A 16,647-nucleotide genomic window follows, 5' to 3' on the forward strand; every position below is an offset into this window, starting at 1 on the left:
TAAGATATAAAAAAGGGCAGGGGAAGTGGGTGGGTGAGATGGTTTATTACAATGGATTGAAAAATCATTATAATAAAAACGTCATCGCGAGGTACGAAGCAATCTCTACACATGCATATCCGCATCAAAGATTCAGAGATTGCTTCGTACCTCGCAATAACGCGTGGCTTATTCATTAAATATTATTTACCCGCCGCTTTAGCATGGTCGGCCAGGAACTGCGCCAGCCCATTGTCGGTTAACGGGTGCTTTAATAGAGCGGTAATCGCGCTCAGCGGACCGGTAATTACATCCGAGCCTATTTTAGCGCACTCAATTATATGCATTGGATGACGAACCGAAGCAGCAAGTATCTGCGTTTCGTAGCCATAGTTGTCATATATTAAACGGATGTCTTCAATCAACTGCAAACCATCTGTTGATACGTCATCTAAACGGCCAATGAAAGGCGATACGTAGGTTGCACCTGCCTTAGCAGCCAGTAAGGCCTGACCTGCTGAGAATACCAGCGTACAGTTGGTTTTGATACCTTTTGAAGTAAAGTATTTTATGGCTTTAACACCTTCTTTAATCATAGGCACTTTAACCACAATGCGCTCGTGCAGTTTAGCTAATGCTTCACCTTCTGCAACAATCTCGTCGAATGTTGTCGCAATAACTTCGGCGCTTACATCGCCATCGGTTATTTCGCAAATGGCTTTATAGTGGTTAATGATGTTATCGTGGCCGGTAATGCCTTCTTTTGCCATTAACGATGGGTTGGTTGTAACGCCATCTAATACACCAAGGTCGTGCGCTTCTTTTATTTGCGCAAGGTTGGCTGTGTCAATAAAAAATTTCATGTTATGTTTTTTGACTTTTGAATTTAGTACAAGATGCCCCTGCAGGCTGCAGATACGGCGAGGCCAAAAATAAAAAATGGGTAAGCTACTTTTATCGCACCGCTACAACCCTCTACCCTTGCTGCGTTCCCACCCTGGGGGAGTTCAAGAGGAGCTGGTCGTAAAAGACTTACCCGCCGCAAATATAGAAAAAGTTTGATTTAAGCCTGTATAAAAATAACAAATTATGCAATCGATTGCATAAGCTACTGATTCAGAACAAAGTAGAGTTTATATTGGGTGCAGAAACATTAAACCGATTTAAAAACTGTATCCGTTTAAATACTTTCCATGTTGGCTCATGAGCGAACATCTCTCGCTTAAGCATAATCATTTCGCTTACCTCAAATCTATGATTAAACTTTTGCTTCATAAAATAAGGCCATAATGTTTTTAATTGATCGTTTGACAAACCTCGGGCAATTGTTAGATGAGGTGTGATAGTGCGTTTATTTAAATGCATTTCTTTAAGCAGAAGCTTAAACCAGTTTTTTGTCTTATCATCCATTTCAATAGTCGCATAAATGGTATTGCCTGCTACATGGTTTGGAAAAATGTCAAAGCCGTTTATCTCAAGAGTGATGGTTGGCATTGTATTCAACCGTTTTTCCATACGCTCAATGGCCGGCTCGGCAGTGAAAATCTTTTGCCGACGCTCTTCAAACGGGATTGTTATATGTGCTTTTGAACCGCTGCTTTTAAATTCACCAATCCTGTCGGTGCAAACAGTTTTAAAGTATCTTATCTCATCGTTAATTTCATCAGGAGGCGAGATAATTGGCATGTATTCGGCGTAATGCATAACTGATTAATTTATCGGCAAATTGCTAATAATTTTAGTATTATCAAATAAATTTTCATATTTGTGTTATGGATGCCAAACGCTGGATAGTACACATCGACCTTGATTCGTTCTTCGTTTCAGTAGAGCGGAAGTTTAATCCTTCGCTTATTGGTAAGCCCGTTATTATTGGTGGCTCGGCCGATAGGGGGGTGGTGGCCTCATGCAGTTATGAGGCGCGCAAGTATGGCGTACATTCGGCCATGCCAACCCGCCAGGCGCTTAAACTTTGTCCGCATGCAATTGTGATACATGGCAGCCATGGCCGTTATTCTGAAGCGTCGCACGAGGTAACCGACATCATACATAATTCGGTCCCATTATATCAAAAAACTTCTGTTGACGAATTTTATATTGACCTTACCGGAATGGACCGCTTTCACGATCCGTATAAAATTGCAAGCGACCTCCGGCAGAGGATTATGCGGGAAACACAATTGCCTATATCATTTGGCATGGCATCCGGCAAAACTGTAGCTAAAATGGCTACCAACAAAGCTAAGCCAAACGGGCAATTATTAATTCCGCATGGTAAGGAAATTGAATTTTTAGCCCCGCAGCCCATCAGCAAAATACCTATGCTGGGCGAAAGCACCTGTAAAAAGCTTTATGAATACGGCATTGAAAAAATAGGCGACCTGCAGCGTGTCGAACTTCGCTTTTTGCAAACTGTATTTGGTAAAGCGGGATTGTATATCTGGGAAAAGGCGAGAGGTATAGATCATAGCGAAATAGTTCCACATAGTGACAGAAAGTCCATCTCTTCCGAACATACATTCCATAATGATGTAGCTGACCGCCATACGTTGGAAACCATACTGGTGAGCATGACGGAAGAGCTTTCGTTTAAGCTGAGAAAAGAGAACAAACTGGCATCGTGCCTGGCTATTAAAGTTAGATACGCCAATTTTGAAACGCATACACTTCAGCAAAAAATACCGCTTACCGCGGCCGAGCATATACTAATCCCAGGCATTAAAAACATGCTTACTAAAGCGTGGAACAAGCACCGGCCCATAAGACTTATTGGTGTGCGTTTAAGCGACCTTGCAACCGGACGCTACCAGATCAATCTTTTTGAAGATAATGAAGAACGTATTAAGCTTTACCAGGCTATGGACAATATTAATTTTAAGTTTGGCGACAAAACGGTTTGCCGGGCGGCAGGTATGGAAATAGGCACACGCAACTTTAATCCTTTTTTAAAGGCATGATCATGCTTCTGTATTTAAAGATCGTTTCATAATCAAATCTGTTTGCTCTTCATCACCAAGAAAAAATTGATGACTGCTAACAATAGAAAAACCGTGCCGCTGGTAAAACTTTATAGCACCCTGATTATTTTCCCAAACACCAAGCCATACATAATCAAGCCCACGTTGTTGTGCAGTTTCAACAGCAAAAATTAATAATTGACCGCCTATATTTTTGCCCTGAAAATTACCGTCTACATAAATGCGTTCTACTTCGAGTGCTTGTGATTCACGAAACTCAGTTTGCGCCTCATTGAAATTTAGTTTCAAATATCCGGCAGGCTGGTCATTAAGCGTAGCAAGGTGAAATTCAGAGTCCGAATTTTTCAGTTCTTCCGTAAATCTTTCAACAGTGAACGCTTTAGCTGCATATTGCTGCATTGACTGCCGGGAGTTGTTATGAGAAAAAGCCTCAAAAAACATTCTCCTGGCAAAAGGCAGCAAAAAATCTGTATCTGCAGCGGTAAGACGTTTAATAGTAATAGATTGCATTATTTATGCTCTTCAAACTGGCCCTGTAAACGCACAAGCCTGTCAATCATCAGGTTTAATTTCTCTTGTTCGTTTTTAAAGATGCGGTCTTTCAGGTAGAAGGTACAAAACAACAACCATGCAATAGTAAGTGCATAAGCGGTAAACTTTAAAACAGGTGAAAGGTGATGCAGCACCTCAAACAGGTATAACGAAAGTCCTAAACTTAACAACAGCACATACAAGTAATAAAGCCAGCCGTACAAATTAGCCCTGCGACGCTGGTATTCCTTAAGTTCTTGTAAGTAAAATCTTGGATTATTAGTGATATCGCTTTTATTAATAAGCTTGTAGTCTTTTATCATTACCCAAACATACAGCAGCATGGTAGTGAGCATAATACCAATTCCAAGATATGTTATCCACGAGTTGAAAACTAAAAATATCATTACTAAAAACACTGCTGCTAATGCTACAAGCATACTTACTATGCTAAAAAACAGTCTTTTATTAAGGCTTCCCATGCCACGTTTCACCTGCTTCAGCGCCTCGTCAACCGAAAGCTGATCGCGTTTTGGCTGCTCTTGCCAAACCGACATTATATGATCAAAGTCTTTCATACTGGTTATATAATTCTGTCAGTTTTTGTTTAATACGATGGATCTTCACCCTCAAGTTTCCTTCTGATATGCCCGAGATCTCCGCAATTTCAGGATATGGTATTTCATCCAATACCATGGTTATAATTATTCTTTCTGATTCTTCCAGCTTTGAAATACATTTATAAAGCAACGCAACCTGCTCGTTCTTTTCAGACAACTCCTCTCTTTGCGTTTCCGCTATTTGTGGTGTTAGTTCATCTTTAGCCTGGCGTTTTTCCGAACGCAGGTAGGTAAGGCAGGTATTAACAGCAATGCGGTAAATCCAGGTTGATATCATGGCCTGGTTGCGAAACTTATCAAGGTTTTGCCAAACCTTAACAAAAGTTTCCTGCAGCAAATCGTGGGCAGCGTCATCGTCACCTGTATAGCCGTAGCACAGATGAAATATCTTTTTTGAATTGGCTTCGAAAATTTGTTTAAAAGCTGCTTCTTTACCGGCCACTTTGCAGTTAATTGTTAATATTCAGACAACAAAGTTAATACTATGTTACAACACATGATCATTAATATTCAGCCATTGTAACTTTTTATCGGCATCGGCAAGCAATTCTTCGTAGCTACTACTGTAATCATATTGCAGGTCTTCATGCAATTTGCCTATTGATGTCCGTATCTTTTCCAACTGGCGTATAAAAATAACCCGAAGAGGTTTGTATGATGTTTTCCTGTCGGCATACTGCAGGTAATTCTGACAAAAACTTATCAGTAACTCTATTTCAGCCGGTTTTGATGCGGTAAACTTCACATACTTGGTAATAAGCCGTAAAATTTTACGCAAGCCTTTGGCAGCAAAATAACTTTGCGTAGGCAGCTGACTGAAATTGAAACCAACTTCGGCCTTTACCTGCTCAATAAATCCTTGTTCATCGTGCGCATTAAATAACAAGTAGGCAAGCAGTTCCTTATTCTCCTTTTTATAACGGGCCACACGCAGCAGCAGTTCGGCCAGTTGTTCATTCGGTAGGTGCTGCAGTTCCTTTTTTATTTGCTGTAAACCATAGGTAGTAATGCTCATGTGATGTAAAAGTAATAAATGTAAGATGGTTATTGGTAAGACAGCTTTTTATAAGCTATGTTTGATACATCATTTAATCAAATACATCACATTATGCTAGTAACAACCAGTACAAATTTAGAAGGCTATAAAGTAACCGATCAGTTAGGCGTTGTACGCGGTATTACCGTGCGTTCACGCGGCATGGGTGGTAACTTTTTAGGCGGATTACAAACTATACTTGGCGGAAAAAACAGTATTTACACCGAACTTTGCGAACAAACACGTCAGGAAGCGTATGAACTTTTAATATTGCACGCGCAGCAGATAGGCGCCAACGCTATACTTAGCATGCGGTACGATGCCAACGAAGTAATGCAGGGCGTTACCGAAGTGCTTGCTTATGGCACCGCTGTAAAAGTAGAAAAGGTTTAATTTGTATTTGTTTCTAACTTATGCAGCCGCAAAACAATAAGAAAACCATCCGTGCGTGGGCCATGTTTGATTGGGCCAACTCAGCGTATAACCTGGTTATAACCACTACTATTTTCCCTGCTTATTATCATGCAATAACTGCTACCGGGAACAGCGATAAGGTGAAATTTTTTGGTTTAACGTTTGTCAACACCGCACTTACCGACTATGCCCTGGCGGCGGCTTACCTTTTAATTGCATTAATGCTGCCTATATTAACTTCTATTGCCGATTATAAGGGGAATAAAAAGTCGTTTATGCAGTTTTTTACGCTGCTTGGTTCGGTGGCTTGCGCACTGCTATTCTTCTTTACTAAAGAAAGGCTTGAAATGGGTGTGCTATGCTTTGCTATAGCAGCCATTGGTTACTGCGGAAGCTTTGTTTTTTATAATTCATACCTGCCACAAATTGCCACTATTGACATGCAGGACAAGGTGAGCGCCAAAGGTTTCACATACGGATATATTGGCAGCGTGCTGCTGCAGCTTATTTGTTTTGCATTTGTGTTGAAGCCGGAATTGTTTGGCATTAGTGATAGTACTTTACCTGCACGGCTATCATTTTTACTTGTAGGTATATGGTGGATAGGTTTCGCGCAAATACCATTTACCGTTTTACCAAAAGGGGAGCCTAACGAGGTAAAGCATCAATATAATGTTATGAAAGGCGGCTTTATTGAATTGGGCAGGGTATGGAACAAAATAAAACAAATGCCTTTGCTGAAGCGATACCTGCCGGCTTTCTTTTTTTACTCGATGGGTGTGCAAACCGTTATGCTGGTAGCAACCAGTTTCGGCGCAAAAGAGTTGAAACTTGAGCAAAGTGAACTGATAACAATTATATTAATAATTCAATTAGTGGCCATTGGCGGGGCTATTTTAATGTCAAGACTTTCAGATAAATATGGTAACATAAGGATACTGTTAACAGTAGTAATCTTTTGGGTACTTATTTGTATCACGGCTTATTTCATTACAACCGCTATGCAATTTTACTTGCTGGCCGTTTTGGTAGGCCTGGTAATGGGAGGTATACAATCTCTTTCAAGGTCGACATACTCAAAATACTTGCCGCAGAACATAACCGACACAGCATCATTTTTCAGCTTTTATGACGTTACCGAAAAGCTGGCCATTGTGGGCGGCCTGTTCAGTTTCGGCTTTATTGAAGAACTTACCGGGAGCATGCGTAATTCAACTTTGGCGCTATGTGTTTATTTCTTTATTGGCATGGTGCTGTTATTTTCTTTGCTAACTGCCGAAAAAAAGAGCCGGAAAATTTCTCAAATTAGCGCCGTTTAATTTTGGTGAGGATGAAGATAGAGTTATTTGTTCCCTGTTTTGTCGACCAGCTGTTTCCTGATACAGCTTTTAATACCATAAAATTGCTTGAAAAGGCAGGCTGCCAGGTGACATATAATGCCAATCAAACCTGCTGCGGTCAGCCGGCGTTTAATGCAGGTTTTTGGGATGACGCCAAAGCGGTAGGAAGCAAATTTCTGAACGACTTCGATCAGGACAGCATCATAGTAACGCCATCGGCATCATGCACCGGCATGGTGAAAAATTATTATAACGACTTATTTACCAACACCATGGTACACAATAAATGTCGCAGTATACAAAGCAATATTTACGAGTTGTCAGAGTTCCTGGTGAACATTCTTCAATACGACTACTTTGGCGCTGAACTTGACGGCCGGGCTGTTTATCACGATAGTTGCAGTGCCTTGAGGGAATGCCATATAAAAGACGAACCAAGGCAATTGCTTTCAAAAGTGTTAGGGCTTGAACTGATTGAACTGAAAGGAAACGACGTGTGCTGCGGATTTGGCGGCAGCTTTGCGGTTAAGTTTGACGCTATAGCATCTGCCATGGCCGAGCAAAAAGTTAACAACGCTATTGATGCCGGTGCCGACTACATTATTTCAACCGACGCGTCATGTCTGTTCCACCTGCAGGGGTATATCGATAAACACAACTTGCCTTTAAAAACTTATCACATTGCTGATGTACTGGCTAACGGGTGGGGGAATGTGTAATGTGCTATTTAGGATAAAAAAAGGCTTTGTTTGAAGTGTTACCGAAATATGAAATTTTCACAGAATACTTGCCGGAAGTTATCTTTTGATTATCGTTAAGAAAGACGAATAGTCTTGTTAAATAAAACTCCCGGCTAAGCGACTCACCTTTGTTTAATATATTAGCCTTCCCTGCACTATCTAATTGCTTCTCAGTATATAAAGTCGCTGATATTTGTGATTTAAGCAATGCTTTAAACGGGCTATTTAATGAATCTTTAATACTTCCCGATAGCGCGTTTTCTAATAAATATACTTTCTGACTGCCTTTACATTCGTTCAAAAGCGTAATAACAATCTTAATACTATCTGCATTTCCGGATGGATTAATGATTTTAATGCTCGTTTTTACTCGTGGTATTTTCTTTAATATGATGTTTTGTGCCTTAAGTGGGATGCAATAAAGCAGTGCTATTAAAAGTAAAATGCGGCAAACTATCGTCATAGCAAAAGTTAATGTATATTAAAAGTACATCGATTTTTTGACTTTCACCCTTCAAAATAAATCCTATTTTTGCCTTACACGTTACAGGCAGCATTGGTAGGCTGCCTTTTTTAAAACATTATTATATAAACAGGGTGCTTTCTTCAAGTCCCTCTCTCACGGAGAGGGATTTAGGGTGAGGCTCCCGAATCATAGTTGTAGATGATTAGTATTACACTTCCTGATGGTTCCGTTCGTCAGTACGACAAGGGGATCACTTCCATGCAGATTGCGCAGTCAATATCTGAAGGATTAGCACGAAACGTATTAGCGGCCGAAGTTAACGGCCAGGTTTGGGACGCAAGCCGCCCTATTGAAGAAGACAGTACCGTAAAGCTGCTTACTTGGAATGATGGCAATGGCAAATCAACCTTCTGGCACTCGTCTGCTCACTTAATGGCCGAAGCGCTTGAGGCTTTATACCCCGGTACAAAGTTCGGCATAGGGCCGGCTATTGAAACCGGTTTTTATTACGATGTCGACTTTGGCGACCGTGATTTCTCTTCAGAAGAATTTAAAAAGATAGAAGATAAAATGCTGGAGCTGGCCAGGCAAAAATCGGAGTACATCCGCAAGCCTGTTAGCAAAGCCGACGCTGTTGAATATTTTACTGAAAAAGGCGACGAGTACAAACTTGACCTGATTAAAGACCTACCTGACGGTTCGATAACTTTTTACACCCAGGGTGAATTTACTGACCTGTGTCGTGGTCCGCACATACCTAATACCGGCTTTATTAAAGCGGTTAAGTTAATGAGCGTTGCCGGCGCCTACTGGCGCGGCGACGAAAGCCGCAAGCAGCTTACCCGTATTTACGGTGTAACTTTCACTAAGCAAAGCGAGCTTACCGAGTATCTGCACATGCTTGAGGAAGCCAAAAAGCGCGATCACCGCAAGTTGGGTAAAGAACTGGAACTGTTTACTTTCTCCGAAAAAGTAGGTATGGGGCTGCCATTATGGTTGCCAAAGGGTACTGCCTTGCGTGAGCGCTTAACCAACTTCCTGCAAAAAGCTCAAACAAAAGCCGGTTACGAGCAGGTGATTACGCCGCACATCGGTCATAAAAACTTGTATGTAACATCGGGCCACTATGAAAAATATGGCGCCGATTCATTCCAGCCTATACACACGCCACAGGAAGGCGAGGAGTTTTTGCTGAAACCAATGAACTGCCCTCATCACTGCGAGATATACAAATCGAAACCACGCTCGTACAAAGACCTTCCCGTTCGTTATGCCGAGTTTGGTACCGTGTACCGTTACGAGCAAAGCGGCGAGCTACATGGCTTAACCCGTGTGCGTGGCTTTACTCAGGATGATGCCCATTTGTTCTGCCGTCCTGACCAGGTAAAGGAAGAGTTTAAAAAAGTAATCGACCTGGTGTTGTATGTGTTTGGCGCTTTGGGATTTGAGGATTATACCGCGCAGGTATCGTTACGCGATCCTGAAAATAAAACCAAATATATAGGTACCGACGAAAACTGGGCGCTTGCTGAATCGGCTATTAAAGAAGCAGCTGATGAAAAAGGCCTGCGCACCGTTGTGGAGCTTGGAGAAGCGGCATTTTACGGCCCTAAGCTCGACTTTATGGTAAAAGATGCCCTTGGCCGTAAATGGCAATTAGGTACCATTCAGGTTGACTATAACCTGCCTGAGCGTTTTGAACTGGAATACACCGGTAGTGATAATCAGAAACACCGCCCGGTAATGATCCACCGTGCGCCGTTTGGATCAATGGAACGTTTTGTGGCTGTATTAATTGAGCATTGCGGCGGCAATTTCCCGCTGTGGCTGTCGCCCGAGCAATACATTATTCTTCCTATATCTGAAAAATATGAAGAATATGCAAAAAAACTTTCCGATGTGTTAAAAGATTCCGATATTTGCGGGCTAATTGATTTCAGAGACGAGAAGATTGGGCGTAAGATACGTGACGCTGAAGTCAAAAAAATCCCTTACATGCTGATAGTGGGCGAAAAAGAATCTGCCGAAGGAGTGGTTTCAGTTCGTAAACATGGTCAGGGTGATTTGGGAAGCATGAGCATTGAAGAGTTTAAACAACAGATAACTAAAGAAATAACGGTATAACTTGGCATTAAACAGACCAGTAAACAGAGGACCAAGGCCACCTTTTAAGAAAAAAGAGGCCGAACATAATATCAACCAGTTTATCAAAGCACCCGAGGTGCGTTTGGTAGGAGACAATGTTGAAACAGGCGTTTACTCGTTAAGAGATGCGCTTGCCATAGCCCAGGAACAGGAGCTTGATCTGGTTGAAATTTCCCCTAACGCCAATCCGCCGGTTTGTAAGGTTGTTGACTATAACAAGTTTGTTTACGAGCAGAAGAAAAAGCTTAAAGAAATTAAAAGCAACTCAAAGCAAACCGTTATTAAAGAAATAAGGTTTGGGCCTAATACTGATGACCATGACTTTGAGTTTAAGCTTAAGCATGCCATTAAGTTCTTAGAATCGAACGAAAAAGTAAGAGCTTATGTGCACTTTAAAGGTCGTTCAATTGTGTATAAAGAGCAGGGAGAGATATTACTGTTAAAATTTGCACAGGCGCTTGAAGAAGTAGGTAAAGTAGAGCAATTACCAAAACTTGAAGGTAAACGGATGTTTTTAACCGTGGCACCTAAAGGAACGGCTAAAAAATAATATGATGTGCAGATGCGTGGATATGCAGATGTGCAGATTGTTTTAAGATAAATAGATTCGAAATCGAAAACTCGACCTTCGAAATAAAAATAAAGCGTTGCGAAAACGCCTATACTAAATAAATAAAACAGAGTTATGCCAAAAATGAAAACCAATTCCAGTGCCAAAAAGCGCTTTAAGCTTACTGGAACAGGTAAAATTGCAAGAAAGAACGCATACATGAGCCACATCTTAACCAAGATGTCAACCAAACGTAAGCGTAATCTGGGTAACACCAGCTTAGTATCTGATGCCGACATGGGTAACGTAAAGCGTATGCTTTGCATCGGCAAGTAATTAACAAATTTTTTAACCAGGTATTAGAGTATTAAAGACTCACAAAGAGCACTCACTACCAAAAACACAAAGAAATGCCACGTTCAGTAAACGCAGTAGCTTCAAGAAGACGCAGGAAAAAGATCCTCGGCTTAGCCAAAGGTTATTATGGCTCACGCAGTAAGGTATATACCATTGCAAAAAACACAGTAGAAAAAGGTTTACAGTATGCTTACCGCGACCGTAAAACCAAAAAAAGAGAGTTCAGAGCTTTATGGATACAGCGTATTAACGCAGGTGCCCGTCAGCATGGAATCTCATATTCTCAACTAATGGGTAAATTAGCCGCTAAAGAAATTGGTTTGAACCGTAAAGTTCTTGCCGACTTAGCGATGAACAATCCTGATGCTTTTAAAGCAATAGTTGATGCAGTAAAATAAGCAGCGATTTTCGCTAAAGGAAACTAAAACGCCTGATAATTATTATCAGGCGTTTTTTTTATTTAACATTTGTATTAACATTCAATTTTATTACAGATATTAACGGCCAGATTTAATCCCCTAATGAATCTGACCGAAACTATCACTAATAAAATCAATGATTTTGCGCCTTACGCCGAACTTATGCCCGGCGTGGTGATCATTCACCTTGTGGGTGATTTTCCTGTTGTGTACATGTCATCCAATGGCTTGAAGTTATTGGGTGTTACCCTTGAAGAGCTGCAACAAATAGGAACTGAATACTATAACCGATACTTCAATATTGAAGACATTGAAGTGTTTGTACCCAAGCTTAAAGCCTTATTAGAAAGCGATGTAACTGATCAAAGCGTATCATTTTTTCAGCAAGTAAAGCTGGCCGGTAAAAACGAGTGGACCTGGCACATGAGTTCGGTAAAGGTGTTTATGCGTGACGAAGAAGGAAAACCTTTATTAACAATAACCATTGCTTTCCCAATAAGCGAAATGAAACATATTGAAGCTAAGGCAGAGCGTTTGTTGGAAGAAAATAATTTTTTACGAAGGAACTCGAAGGCCTTTTCCAGCTTAAGTAAACGAGAAAAACAAGTGTTAAGCCTGGTTGCTAAAGGAAAAACATCAATTGAAATAGCCGAATCACTTTTTATCTCATCGGAAACAGTTCAAACCCACCGCCGCAACATTAAACAGAAATTGGGAATCAACACAGCATTTGCGTTCACTGAGTACGCATTAGCTTTTGATTTAATATAAAAAGGGACACAGTGTTTCCTGTATCCCTTTCTTATTTTTATTAAATTAGTTTATGATACCGGCACATTGATATCATTGCTGGCAGTACTGCCTAACGTTTTAGTTTCATTACCCAAATCCATGTATTGCTTAAAATTTTGTACATCTTCAAGCACCATATTACGGAACAATGGATTAATCACATGTGCAACGCTTGCCCCAAAACCACCTGCAGGCGGCTGGTAAGTGATCACCACATCAACCAAAGTACCGCCGTTTTCTCCGTCGCGGAAACGTACCTTGCCGGCATTATCAATTGTTGAACCCGGTAATGAACTCCAACCGATCATATAACCCGGTTCATCTTTCACTATTTCGGCATCCCAGCTAACTTTAGCTACATTAGCAGGTAGTTTAAGTACCCAATGTGAGCGTTTGCTGTCAATTACCTGTACTGTTTCTAAGTGCTTCATAAACAATGGCAGGTTATCCAGTTTACGCCAAAAGTCATATACTTCCTGGCGTGGTTTGTCAATAAGGAACGAGGAGCGGATATTTACGTTCACCGCGTCATCGGTACTGGTTTTGCCTAAACGGGTGTATAATTCGCAGTGACCTGTAAAGCCACGATTTAACAAATATCCGCTTGCTCCAAGTTTTAAAATACTTGAAAAAGGACTTTTAAAGAGATTTCTAAAGGCCGAAATGCCAAGTCTTAAACCGCCTGCTATTGAAATATAGCGTTCAACCATATTCAGGTTAACGGCTTCATTGGTGTTATTTGCTGCTGATGCCGTATGGTTACGGTTTATCAGCTGTATTGCTGTGTTTGTCATATATACTATTTGTTTAATAGGTATGTGACAGATAAACAGCTTATAAAACATATAAGTTTTGTTTAAATTAAAAAACATGCAAATACAGTAAAGTTTATTAAGCCTTATGCTTATTCATACTTTTGCAGTACATTTGCAATGCTTTTGGTTTTGGCCACATGTTTAGCGTGGCCGGATTAAAAGGGAATACGGTGAAAATCCGTAACTGTCCCGCAGCTGTAAGCTCATAATAACCACGCCATCTGCAGCCACTGTTTAACAACGGGAAGGCCGGCGAAAGGGAAGGAGTAAGTCAGAAGACCTGCCATAAGCTACATTATTATTCACGCTTTCGGGGATTGAAGCATGAATGGCATACTCTTCTTATACAGCAGTATTTCCATTTCATCCGCGATAGCTACAGCTTTTAAAATGCGAAAAACTGTACTACAGTATTGTTTATCATTACGTCGCCTTCTTAAAGGTATACCTATGCTGTTGCTGTCAGTTAACGTTTATGGGCAAACCGATACGGTTAAGCGTCTTAACGAAGTAAACATCAATTCAACCACCGCGCCGCAGCTACAGGTTGCTACACCTGCACAGGTGATTTCAGCATCACAATTTTTGCAATACAACGCTTTTAACGTGGCCGATGCTATTCGCAACTTTGCCGGCGTTAACGTGCGAGATTATGGCGGAATAGGCGGCTTAAAAACAGTATCTGTACGTGGTTTGGGGGCTAATCATACTATTGTTTTGTATGATAATGTTCAGCTTAACGATGCACAGAACGGCCAGATAGATCTTAGTAAGTTAAATCTGTTTAATGTAAGTGAGGTCTCGCTGTTTATTCCGCAACCGGCAGACTTATGCATACCTGCACGCTCGTATTCAGCAGGTAGTGTACTTTCAATTAAAACAATTCAACCCAAGTTGAATACCGACAAGCCGTTTAAAATAATTGTAGGTGTAAAAGGGGGGAGTTTTGGCCTGATAAACCCTTACCTGCAATGGCAGCAAAGATTGAGTAACCAATGGTCGTTTATAGTTAACGGTTATGTGCAGGAAGCCAACGGGCGGTATAAATACAAATATGAAAAGGATGCATCAGACACGCTGGCAATTCGCAGAAACGGCGACGTAAGTACACATCAGGTTGACGGCGGATTATTCTGGACAAAGTCGGAGAGTAACAAGCTAAGCATCCGATTTAACTATTATAATTCAGAAAGAGGTTTACCCGGTACAATAGCTTACAATCAATTCTCGCAGCAGCGGCTATATAATGAAGATTACTTTTTACAAGCCGGTTATCAATATGCAAAAAATGCTTTCAGCTTACTGATAAACAGCAAAGCGTCTCAGAATTATGTACATTATACCGATCCTGACTACCCGCAGGCAGGGGGATTAAATAACAGCTACCGCCAGCGTGAGTTTTATCAGTCGGCTGCAGCAGCCTGGGATTTAACCGGTAAATGGAAAGTAGGCTATTCGGCTGATGTGGCTATAACTTCACTAAATTCCGACATTAGCAATTACGCGTTTCCAACCCGTTTGACACTATTAAATGCGCTTGCTACCACATTTAATACAGGTAAATGGCTGTTCAAGGGCAATCTGCTGGATACTTATATAAACGACAATACAACAACCGGACAAGCGGTGGCTTCTGCTCATAAATTAACGCCGACTGTGATTGTAACGTTTAGCCCGTTTAACAATGACAATTTTGTTTTGCGAGCCTTTTATAAAGACATTTTCCGCAACCCGAACTTTTCTGAGCAATACTATTACGCTGTATCGTTGCGTAACATCAAGCCTGAAAAGGTAAAGCAATACAACGCAGGTGCAATATATAATATGGCATTTAACGGATCAGCAATTGATTACGTGAAGCTTAGTGCCGATGCGTATTATAACAGGGTAGATGATAAGATCATCTTTCTTCCCAACATCGACCCAAGTAAAACTACTGTCACTAACATAGGTAACGTTGAGATAAAAGGAGTGGATGTAAGTTTAAAATCGTTAAGTACGATAAATAATTACTTCAGGATCAGTGCATCAGCAAACTATACTTACCAGAAAGCTTTAGATGTTACCAATCCTTCGCAAAGTACTTACCACGACCAGATACCATATACACCTGTACATGTAGCTTCATTTAACGCCGGGGGCGAATACAAGAACTGGGCACTGTACTATAATTATATGCTATCGTCTTCACGCTATAGCAACCGTAATAATGAACCTTTGTATTACCTGTCGGGATATAGCATAAGCGATTTATCGGGGCGTTATAACTTTAATCTTGCCAAAATGCCTGCATTTATAGCAGCTGAGTGTAACAACATTTTCAATAAAAATTACGAGGTGGTGAGCAGCTATTACATGCCCGGCCGGTTTTACAGGTTAACTTTTCAAATAACTATTTAATATATCAACATGAAACAGATCAACACAAAGTATTTGCTTTTAGGGTTAGCTTTAACCGTTTTACTTGCATCGTGCAGTAAGGATAAAGACGATCCGAAACCCACAGCTCCTGAACCGGGCGTATACGTTTTAAATGAAGGTGGTTTTGGTACGCCAAATGCTTCACTAACTTTTTATGGTTATACCTCAAAAGCAACCACAGCAGATATCTTTTCAACTAAAAACGGTCGTGTATTGGGTGATACCGGTAATGAAATTAAACAATATGGTTCAAAAATATACATCGCGGTAGACAGGTCTGGTACCGTTGAGGTAATTGACAGAACCGGCGCATCTATAAAAAAGATTGAACTAAAAGACGGTGGTGTTACCCGCGGTCCGCGTAGTTTCGCGTTTAATAACGGTAAAGCTTATGTGGTATGCTATGATGGTCATGTAGCGGTTTTGGATACTGCTTCATTAAGCGTGGGTACTCTGATAAACGTAGGCCGCAACCCCGATCAAATCGGCATAGCAAACAACAAGCTTTATGTAGCTAACTCAGGAGGTATCCCGGGCGACGAGAACACTGTATCTGTTATAAACCTTAGCAATTTGGCTGTTAAAGCAGTAACTGTTGGAGACAACCCGTTTGGTATTGCCGTTGACAGTGATAACCAGGTTTATGTTACTGCTTACGGTAAGTGGGGTGTAAGTGCTTCAAGCCTTACCATTATTGACAGCAGCGACGATCATGTGATATCAAAAACCGACTTCGAGGGTGGTGCGTTAACCATCAGCGGAAACAAAGGTTATTTTGTTGGTTATGACGGTAAAGTAAAGGTTTATGATACTAAAACTGAAGCTATTGTAAACGAGAACTTTATAAGTGACAATACAGAGCTTACAGCCCCTTACGCTGTTGCTGTAAACGAAGCATCAGGAGATGTTTATATTACCGATGCTTTAACTTATGATGTTGACGGTGATTGCTATATATTTAATAAGGACGGTAAAAAACAAGACGCATTTAAAACCGGCATTAACCCGGGCAGCATATTGTTCATAAACAAGTAGGCATTTTCT

The 16,647-nt window shown here is 40.9% G+C and carries 19 protein-coding genes, 1 other RNA gene and 1 riboswitch; of the genes, 11 read left to right on the forward strand and 9 right to left on the reverse strand.

Annotated features, from left to right (window positions below; translation table 11 throughout):
- Window positions 1-182: 182 nt before the first annotated feature.
- The 3 genes from fsa to EOD41_RS09500 form a co-directional block, all read right to left on the reverse strand.
- Complete coding sequence (gene fsa / locus EOD41_RS09490; protein ID WP_127704578.1) at window positions 183-842, reverse strand: fructose-6-phosphate aldolase; 660 nt, start codon at window positions 840-842, stop codon at window positions 183-185.
- Between the two features lie 75 nt (window positions 843-917).
- Window positions 918-1,017: signal recognition particle sRNA small type (gene ffs / locus EOD41_RS09495), an RNA gene on the reverse strand.
- Between the two features lie 78 nt (window positions 1,018-1,095).
- Window positions 1,096-1,683, reverse strand: coding sequence for a 2'-5' RNA ligase family protein (locus EOD41_RS09500; protein WP_127704579.1), 588 nt, complete (start codon window positions 1,681-1,683; stop codon window positions 1,096-1,098).
- A gap of 68 nt (window positions 1,684-1,751) precedes the next feature.
- Between EOD41_RS09500 and dinB the strand changes: the two genes are divergently transcribed.
- A complete protein-coding gene (gene dinB / locus EOD41_RS09505) occupies window positions 1,752-2,936 on the forward strand; it encodes a DNA polymerase IV (protein WP_127704580.1) in 1,185 nt (394 codons plus the stop codon).
- Here the strand turns inward: dinB and EOD41_RS09510 are convergent, their stop codons facing one another.
- From EOD41_RS09510 to EOD41_RS09525, 4 genes are read right to left on the reverse strand one after another with little or no spacing between them, the layout of a single operon-like run.
- Complete coding sequence (locus EOD41_RS09510) at window positions 2,937-3,467, reverse strand: GNAT family N-acetyltransferase (protein ID WP_127704581.1); 531 nt, start codon at window positions 3,465-3,467, stop codon at window positions 2,937-2,939.
- Window positions 3,467-4,066 carry a hypothetical protein gene (locus tag EOD41_RS09515; protein ID WP_127704582.1) on the reverse strand — a complete coding sequence of 200 codons (600 nt, stop codon included), beginning with the start codon at window positions 4,064-4,066 and terminating at the stop codon, window positions 3,467-3,469. The genes EOD41_RS09510 and EOD41_RS09515 overlap by 1 nt, the downstream gene beginning before the upstream one ends.
- Window positions 4,053-4,550 carry an RNA polymerase sigma factor gene (locus EOD41_RS09520; RefSeq protein WP_127704583.1) on the reverse strand — a complete coding sequence of 166 codons (498 nt, stop codon included), beginning with the start codon at window positions 4,548-4,550 and terminating at the stop codon, window positions 4,053-4,055. Before EOD41_RS09520 ends, EOD41_RS09515 begins: the two co-directional genes overlap by 14 nt.
- 45 nt (window positions 4,551-4,595) lie before the next feature.
- On the reverse strand, window positions 4,596-5,123 hold the full coding sequence (locus EOD41_RS09525) for a hypothetical protein (RefSeq protein WP_127704584.1): 528 nt from the start codon (window positions 5,121-5,123) through the stop codon (window positions 4,596-4,598).
- A 93-nt stretch (window positions 5,124-5,216) separates the two neighbouring features.
- Between EOD41_RS09525 and EOD41_RS09530 the strand changes: the two genes are divergently transcribed.
- From EOD41_RS09530 to EOD41_RS09540, 3 genes are read left to right on the forward strand one after another with little or no spacing between them, the layout of a single operon-like run.
- Window positions 5,217-5,537: a YbjQ family protein gene (locus EOD41_RS09530; protein ID WP_127704585.1), complete on the forward strand. Its 321-nt coding sequence runs from the start codon at window positions 5,217-5,219 to the stop codon at window positions 5,535-5,537.
- Between the two features lie 20 nt (window positions 5,538-5,557).
- Entirely contained in the window at window positions 5,558-6,877 is a 1,320-nt protein-coding gene (locus tag EOD41_RS09535) for an MFS transporter (protein ID WP_127704586.1), read from the forward strand.
- Window positions 6,878-6,888: 11 nt separating this feature from the next.
- Complete coding sequence (locus tag EOD41_RS09540) at window positions 6,889-7,617, forward strand: (Fe-S)-binding protein (protein ID WP_127704587.1); 729 nt, start codon at window positions 6,889-6,891, stop codon at window positions 7,615-7,617.
- A 4-nt stretch (window positions 7,618-7,621) separates the two neighbouring features.
- On the opposite strand, the gene EOD41_RS09545 is transcribed toward EOD41_RS09540, so the two are convergent.
- The gene (locus EOD41_RS09545; RefSeq protein WP_127704588.1) at window positions 7,622-8,101 is read right to left on the reverse strand and encodes a hypothetical protein; all 480 of its coding nucleotides are present in this window, start codon (window positions 8,099-8,101) and stop codon (window positions 7,622-7,624) included.
- Between the two features lie 201 nt (window positions 8,102-8,302).
- On the opposite strand from EOD41_RS09545, the gene thrS reads away from it, so the two are divergent.
- The 5 genes from thrS (at window position 8,303) to EOD41_RS09570 (ending at window position 12,346) form a co-directional block, all read left to right on the forward strand.
- Window positions 8,303-10,228, forward strand: coding sequence for a threonine--tRNA ligase (thrS, locus tag EOD41_RS09550; protein WP_127704589.1), 1,926 nt, complete (start codon window positions 8,303-8,305; stop codon window positions 10,226-10,228).
- A gap of 1 nt (window position 10,229) precedes the next feature.
- Complete coding sequence (gene infC, locus EOD41_RS09555) at window positions 10,230-10,799, forward strand: translation initiation factor IF-3 (RefSeq protein WP_127704590.1); 570 nt, start codon at window positions 10,230-10,232, stop codon at window positions 10,797-10,799.
- Between the two features lie 135 nt (window positions 10,800-10,934).
- Entirely contained in the window at window positions 10,935-11,135 is a 201-nt protein-coding gene (gene rpmI / locus EOD41_RS09560; RefSeq protein ID WP_127704591.1) for a 50S ribosomal protein L35, read from the forward strand.
- A 74-nt stretch (window positions 11,136-11,209) separates the two neighbouring features.
- Window positions 11,210-11,554, forward strand: coding sequence for a 50S ribosomal protein L20 (gene rplT / locus EOD41_RS09565; protein WP_127704592.1), 345 nt, complete (start codon window positions 11,210-11,212; stop codon window positions 11,552-11,554).
- Window positions 11,555-11,677: 123 nt separating this feature from the next.
- Window positions 11,678-12,346, forward strand: a complete 669-nt coding sequence (locus tag EOD41_RS09570) for a LuxR C-terminal-related transcriptional regulator (protein WP_127704593.1) — start codon at window positions 11,678-11,680, stop codon at window positions 12,344-12,346.
- Window positions 12,347-12,396: 50 nt separating this feature from the next.
- Here EOD41_RS09570 and EOD41_RS09575 read toward each other — a convergent pair whose 3' ends face one another.
- Window positions 12,397-13,161 carry an SRPBCC family protein gene (locus EOD41_RS09575; protein WP_164849911.1) on the reverse strand — a complete coding sequence of 255 codons (765 nt, stop codon included), beginning with the start codon at window positions 13,159-13,161 and terminating at the stop codon, window positions 12,397-12,399.
- Between the two features lie 128 nt (window positions 13,162-13,289).
- A riboswitch (cobalamin riboswitch) is annotated at window positions 13,290-13,484 on the forward strand.
- A gap of 148 nt (window positions 13,485-13,632) precedes the next feature.
- Here EOD41_RS09575 and EOD41_RS09580 point away from each other — a divergent pair.
- Together EOD41_RS09580 and EOD41_RS09585 are read left to right on the forward strand one after the other, a co-directional pair.
- Entirely contained in the window at window positions 13,633-15,582 is a 1,950-nt protein-coding gene (locus EOD41_RS09580; RefSeq protein ID WP_164849912.1) for a TonB-dependent receptor, read from the forward strand.
- Between the two features lie 9 nt (window positions 15,583-15,591).
- Complete coding sequence (locus EOD41_RS09585) at window positions 15,592-16,638, forward strand: YncE family protein (protein WP_127704596.1); 1,047 nt, start codon at window positions 15,592-15,594, stop codon at window positions 16,636-16,638.
- The last annotated feature ends 9 nt before the right edge of the window (window positions 16,639-16,647 follow it).

It is taken from the genome of Mucilaginibacter limnophilus (assembly GCF_004005815.1).
GTDB lineage: Bacteria > Bacteroidota > Bacteroidia > Sphingobacteriales > Sphingobacteriaceae > Mucilaginibacter > Mucilaginibacter limnophilus.

Coding starts and splice junctions, on each gene's coding strand:
- EOD41_RS09570 (WP_127704593.1), top strand. CDS start 11,678: ATGAATCTGACCGAAACTATCACTAATAAAATCAATGATTTTGCGCCT.
- EOD41_RS09585 (WP_127704596.1), top strand. CDS start 15,592: ATGAAACAGATCAACACAAAGTATTTGCTTTTAGGGTTAGCTTTAACC.
- fsa (WP_127704578.1), bottom strand. CDS start 842: ATGAAATTTTTTATTGACACAGCCAACCTTGCGCAAATAAAAGAAGCG.
- EOD41_RS09575 (WP_164849911.1), bottom strand. CDS start 13,161: ATGACAAACACAGCAATACAGCTGATAAACCGTAACCATACGGCATCA.
- dinB (WP_127704580.1), top strand. CDS start 1,752: ATGGATGCCAAACGCTGGATAGTACACATCGACCTTGATTCGTTCTTC.
- EOD41_RS09500 (WP_127704579.1), bottom strand. CDS start 1,683: ATGCATTACGCCGAATACATGCCAATTATCTCGCCTCCTGATGAAATT.
- EOD41_RS09545 (WP_127704588.1), bottom strand. CDS start 8,101: ATGACGATAGTTTGCCGCATTTTACTTTTAATAGCACTGCTTTATTGC.
- rpmI (WP_127704591.1), top strand. CDS start 10,935: ATGCCAAAAATGAAAACCAATTCCAGTGCCAAAAAGCGCTTTAAGCTT.
- thrS (WP_127704589.1), top strand. CDS start 8,303: ATGATTAGTATTACACTTCCTGATGGTTCCGTTCGTCAGTACGACAAG.
- EOD41_RS09580 (WP_164849912.1), top strand. CDS start 13,633: ATGCTGTTGCTGTCAGTTAACGTTTATGGGCAAACCGATACGGTTAAG.
- EOD41_RS09525 (WP_127704584.1), bottom strand. CDS start 5,123: ATGAGCATTACTACCTATGGTTTACAGCAAATAAAAAAGGAACTGCAG.
- EOD41_RS09540 (WP_127704587.1), top strand. CDS start 6,889: ATGAAGATAGAGTTATTTGTTCCCTGTTTTGTCGACCAGCTGTTTCCT.
- EOD41_RS09535 (WP_127704586.1), top strand. CDS start 5,558: ATGCAGCCGCAAAACAATAAGAAAACCATCCGTGCGTGGGCCATGTTT.
- EOD41_RS09530 (WP_127704585.1), top strand. CDS start 5,217: ATGCTAGTAACAACCAGTACAAATTTAGAAGGCTATAAAGTAACCGAT.
- rplT (WP_127704592.1), top strand. CDS start 11,210: ATGCCACGTTCAGTAAACGCAGTAGCTTCAAGAAGACGCAGGAAAAAG.
- EOD41_RS09510 (WP_127704581.1), bottom strand. CDS start 3,467: ATGCAATCTATTACTATTAAACGTCTTACCGCTGCAGATACAGATTTT.
- EOD41_RS09515 (WP_127704582.1), bottom strand. CDS start 4,066: ATGAAAGACTTTGATCATATAATGTCGGTTTGGCAAGAGCAGCCAAAA.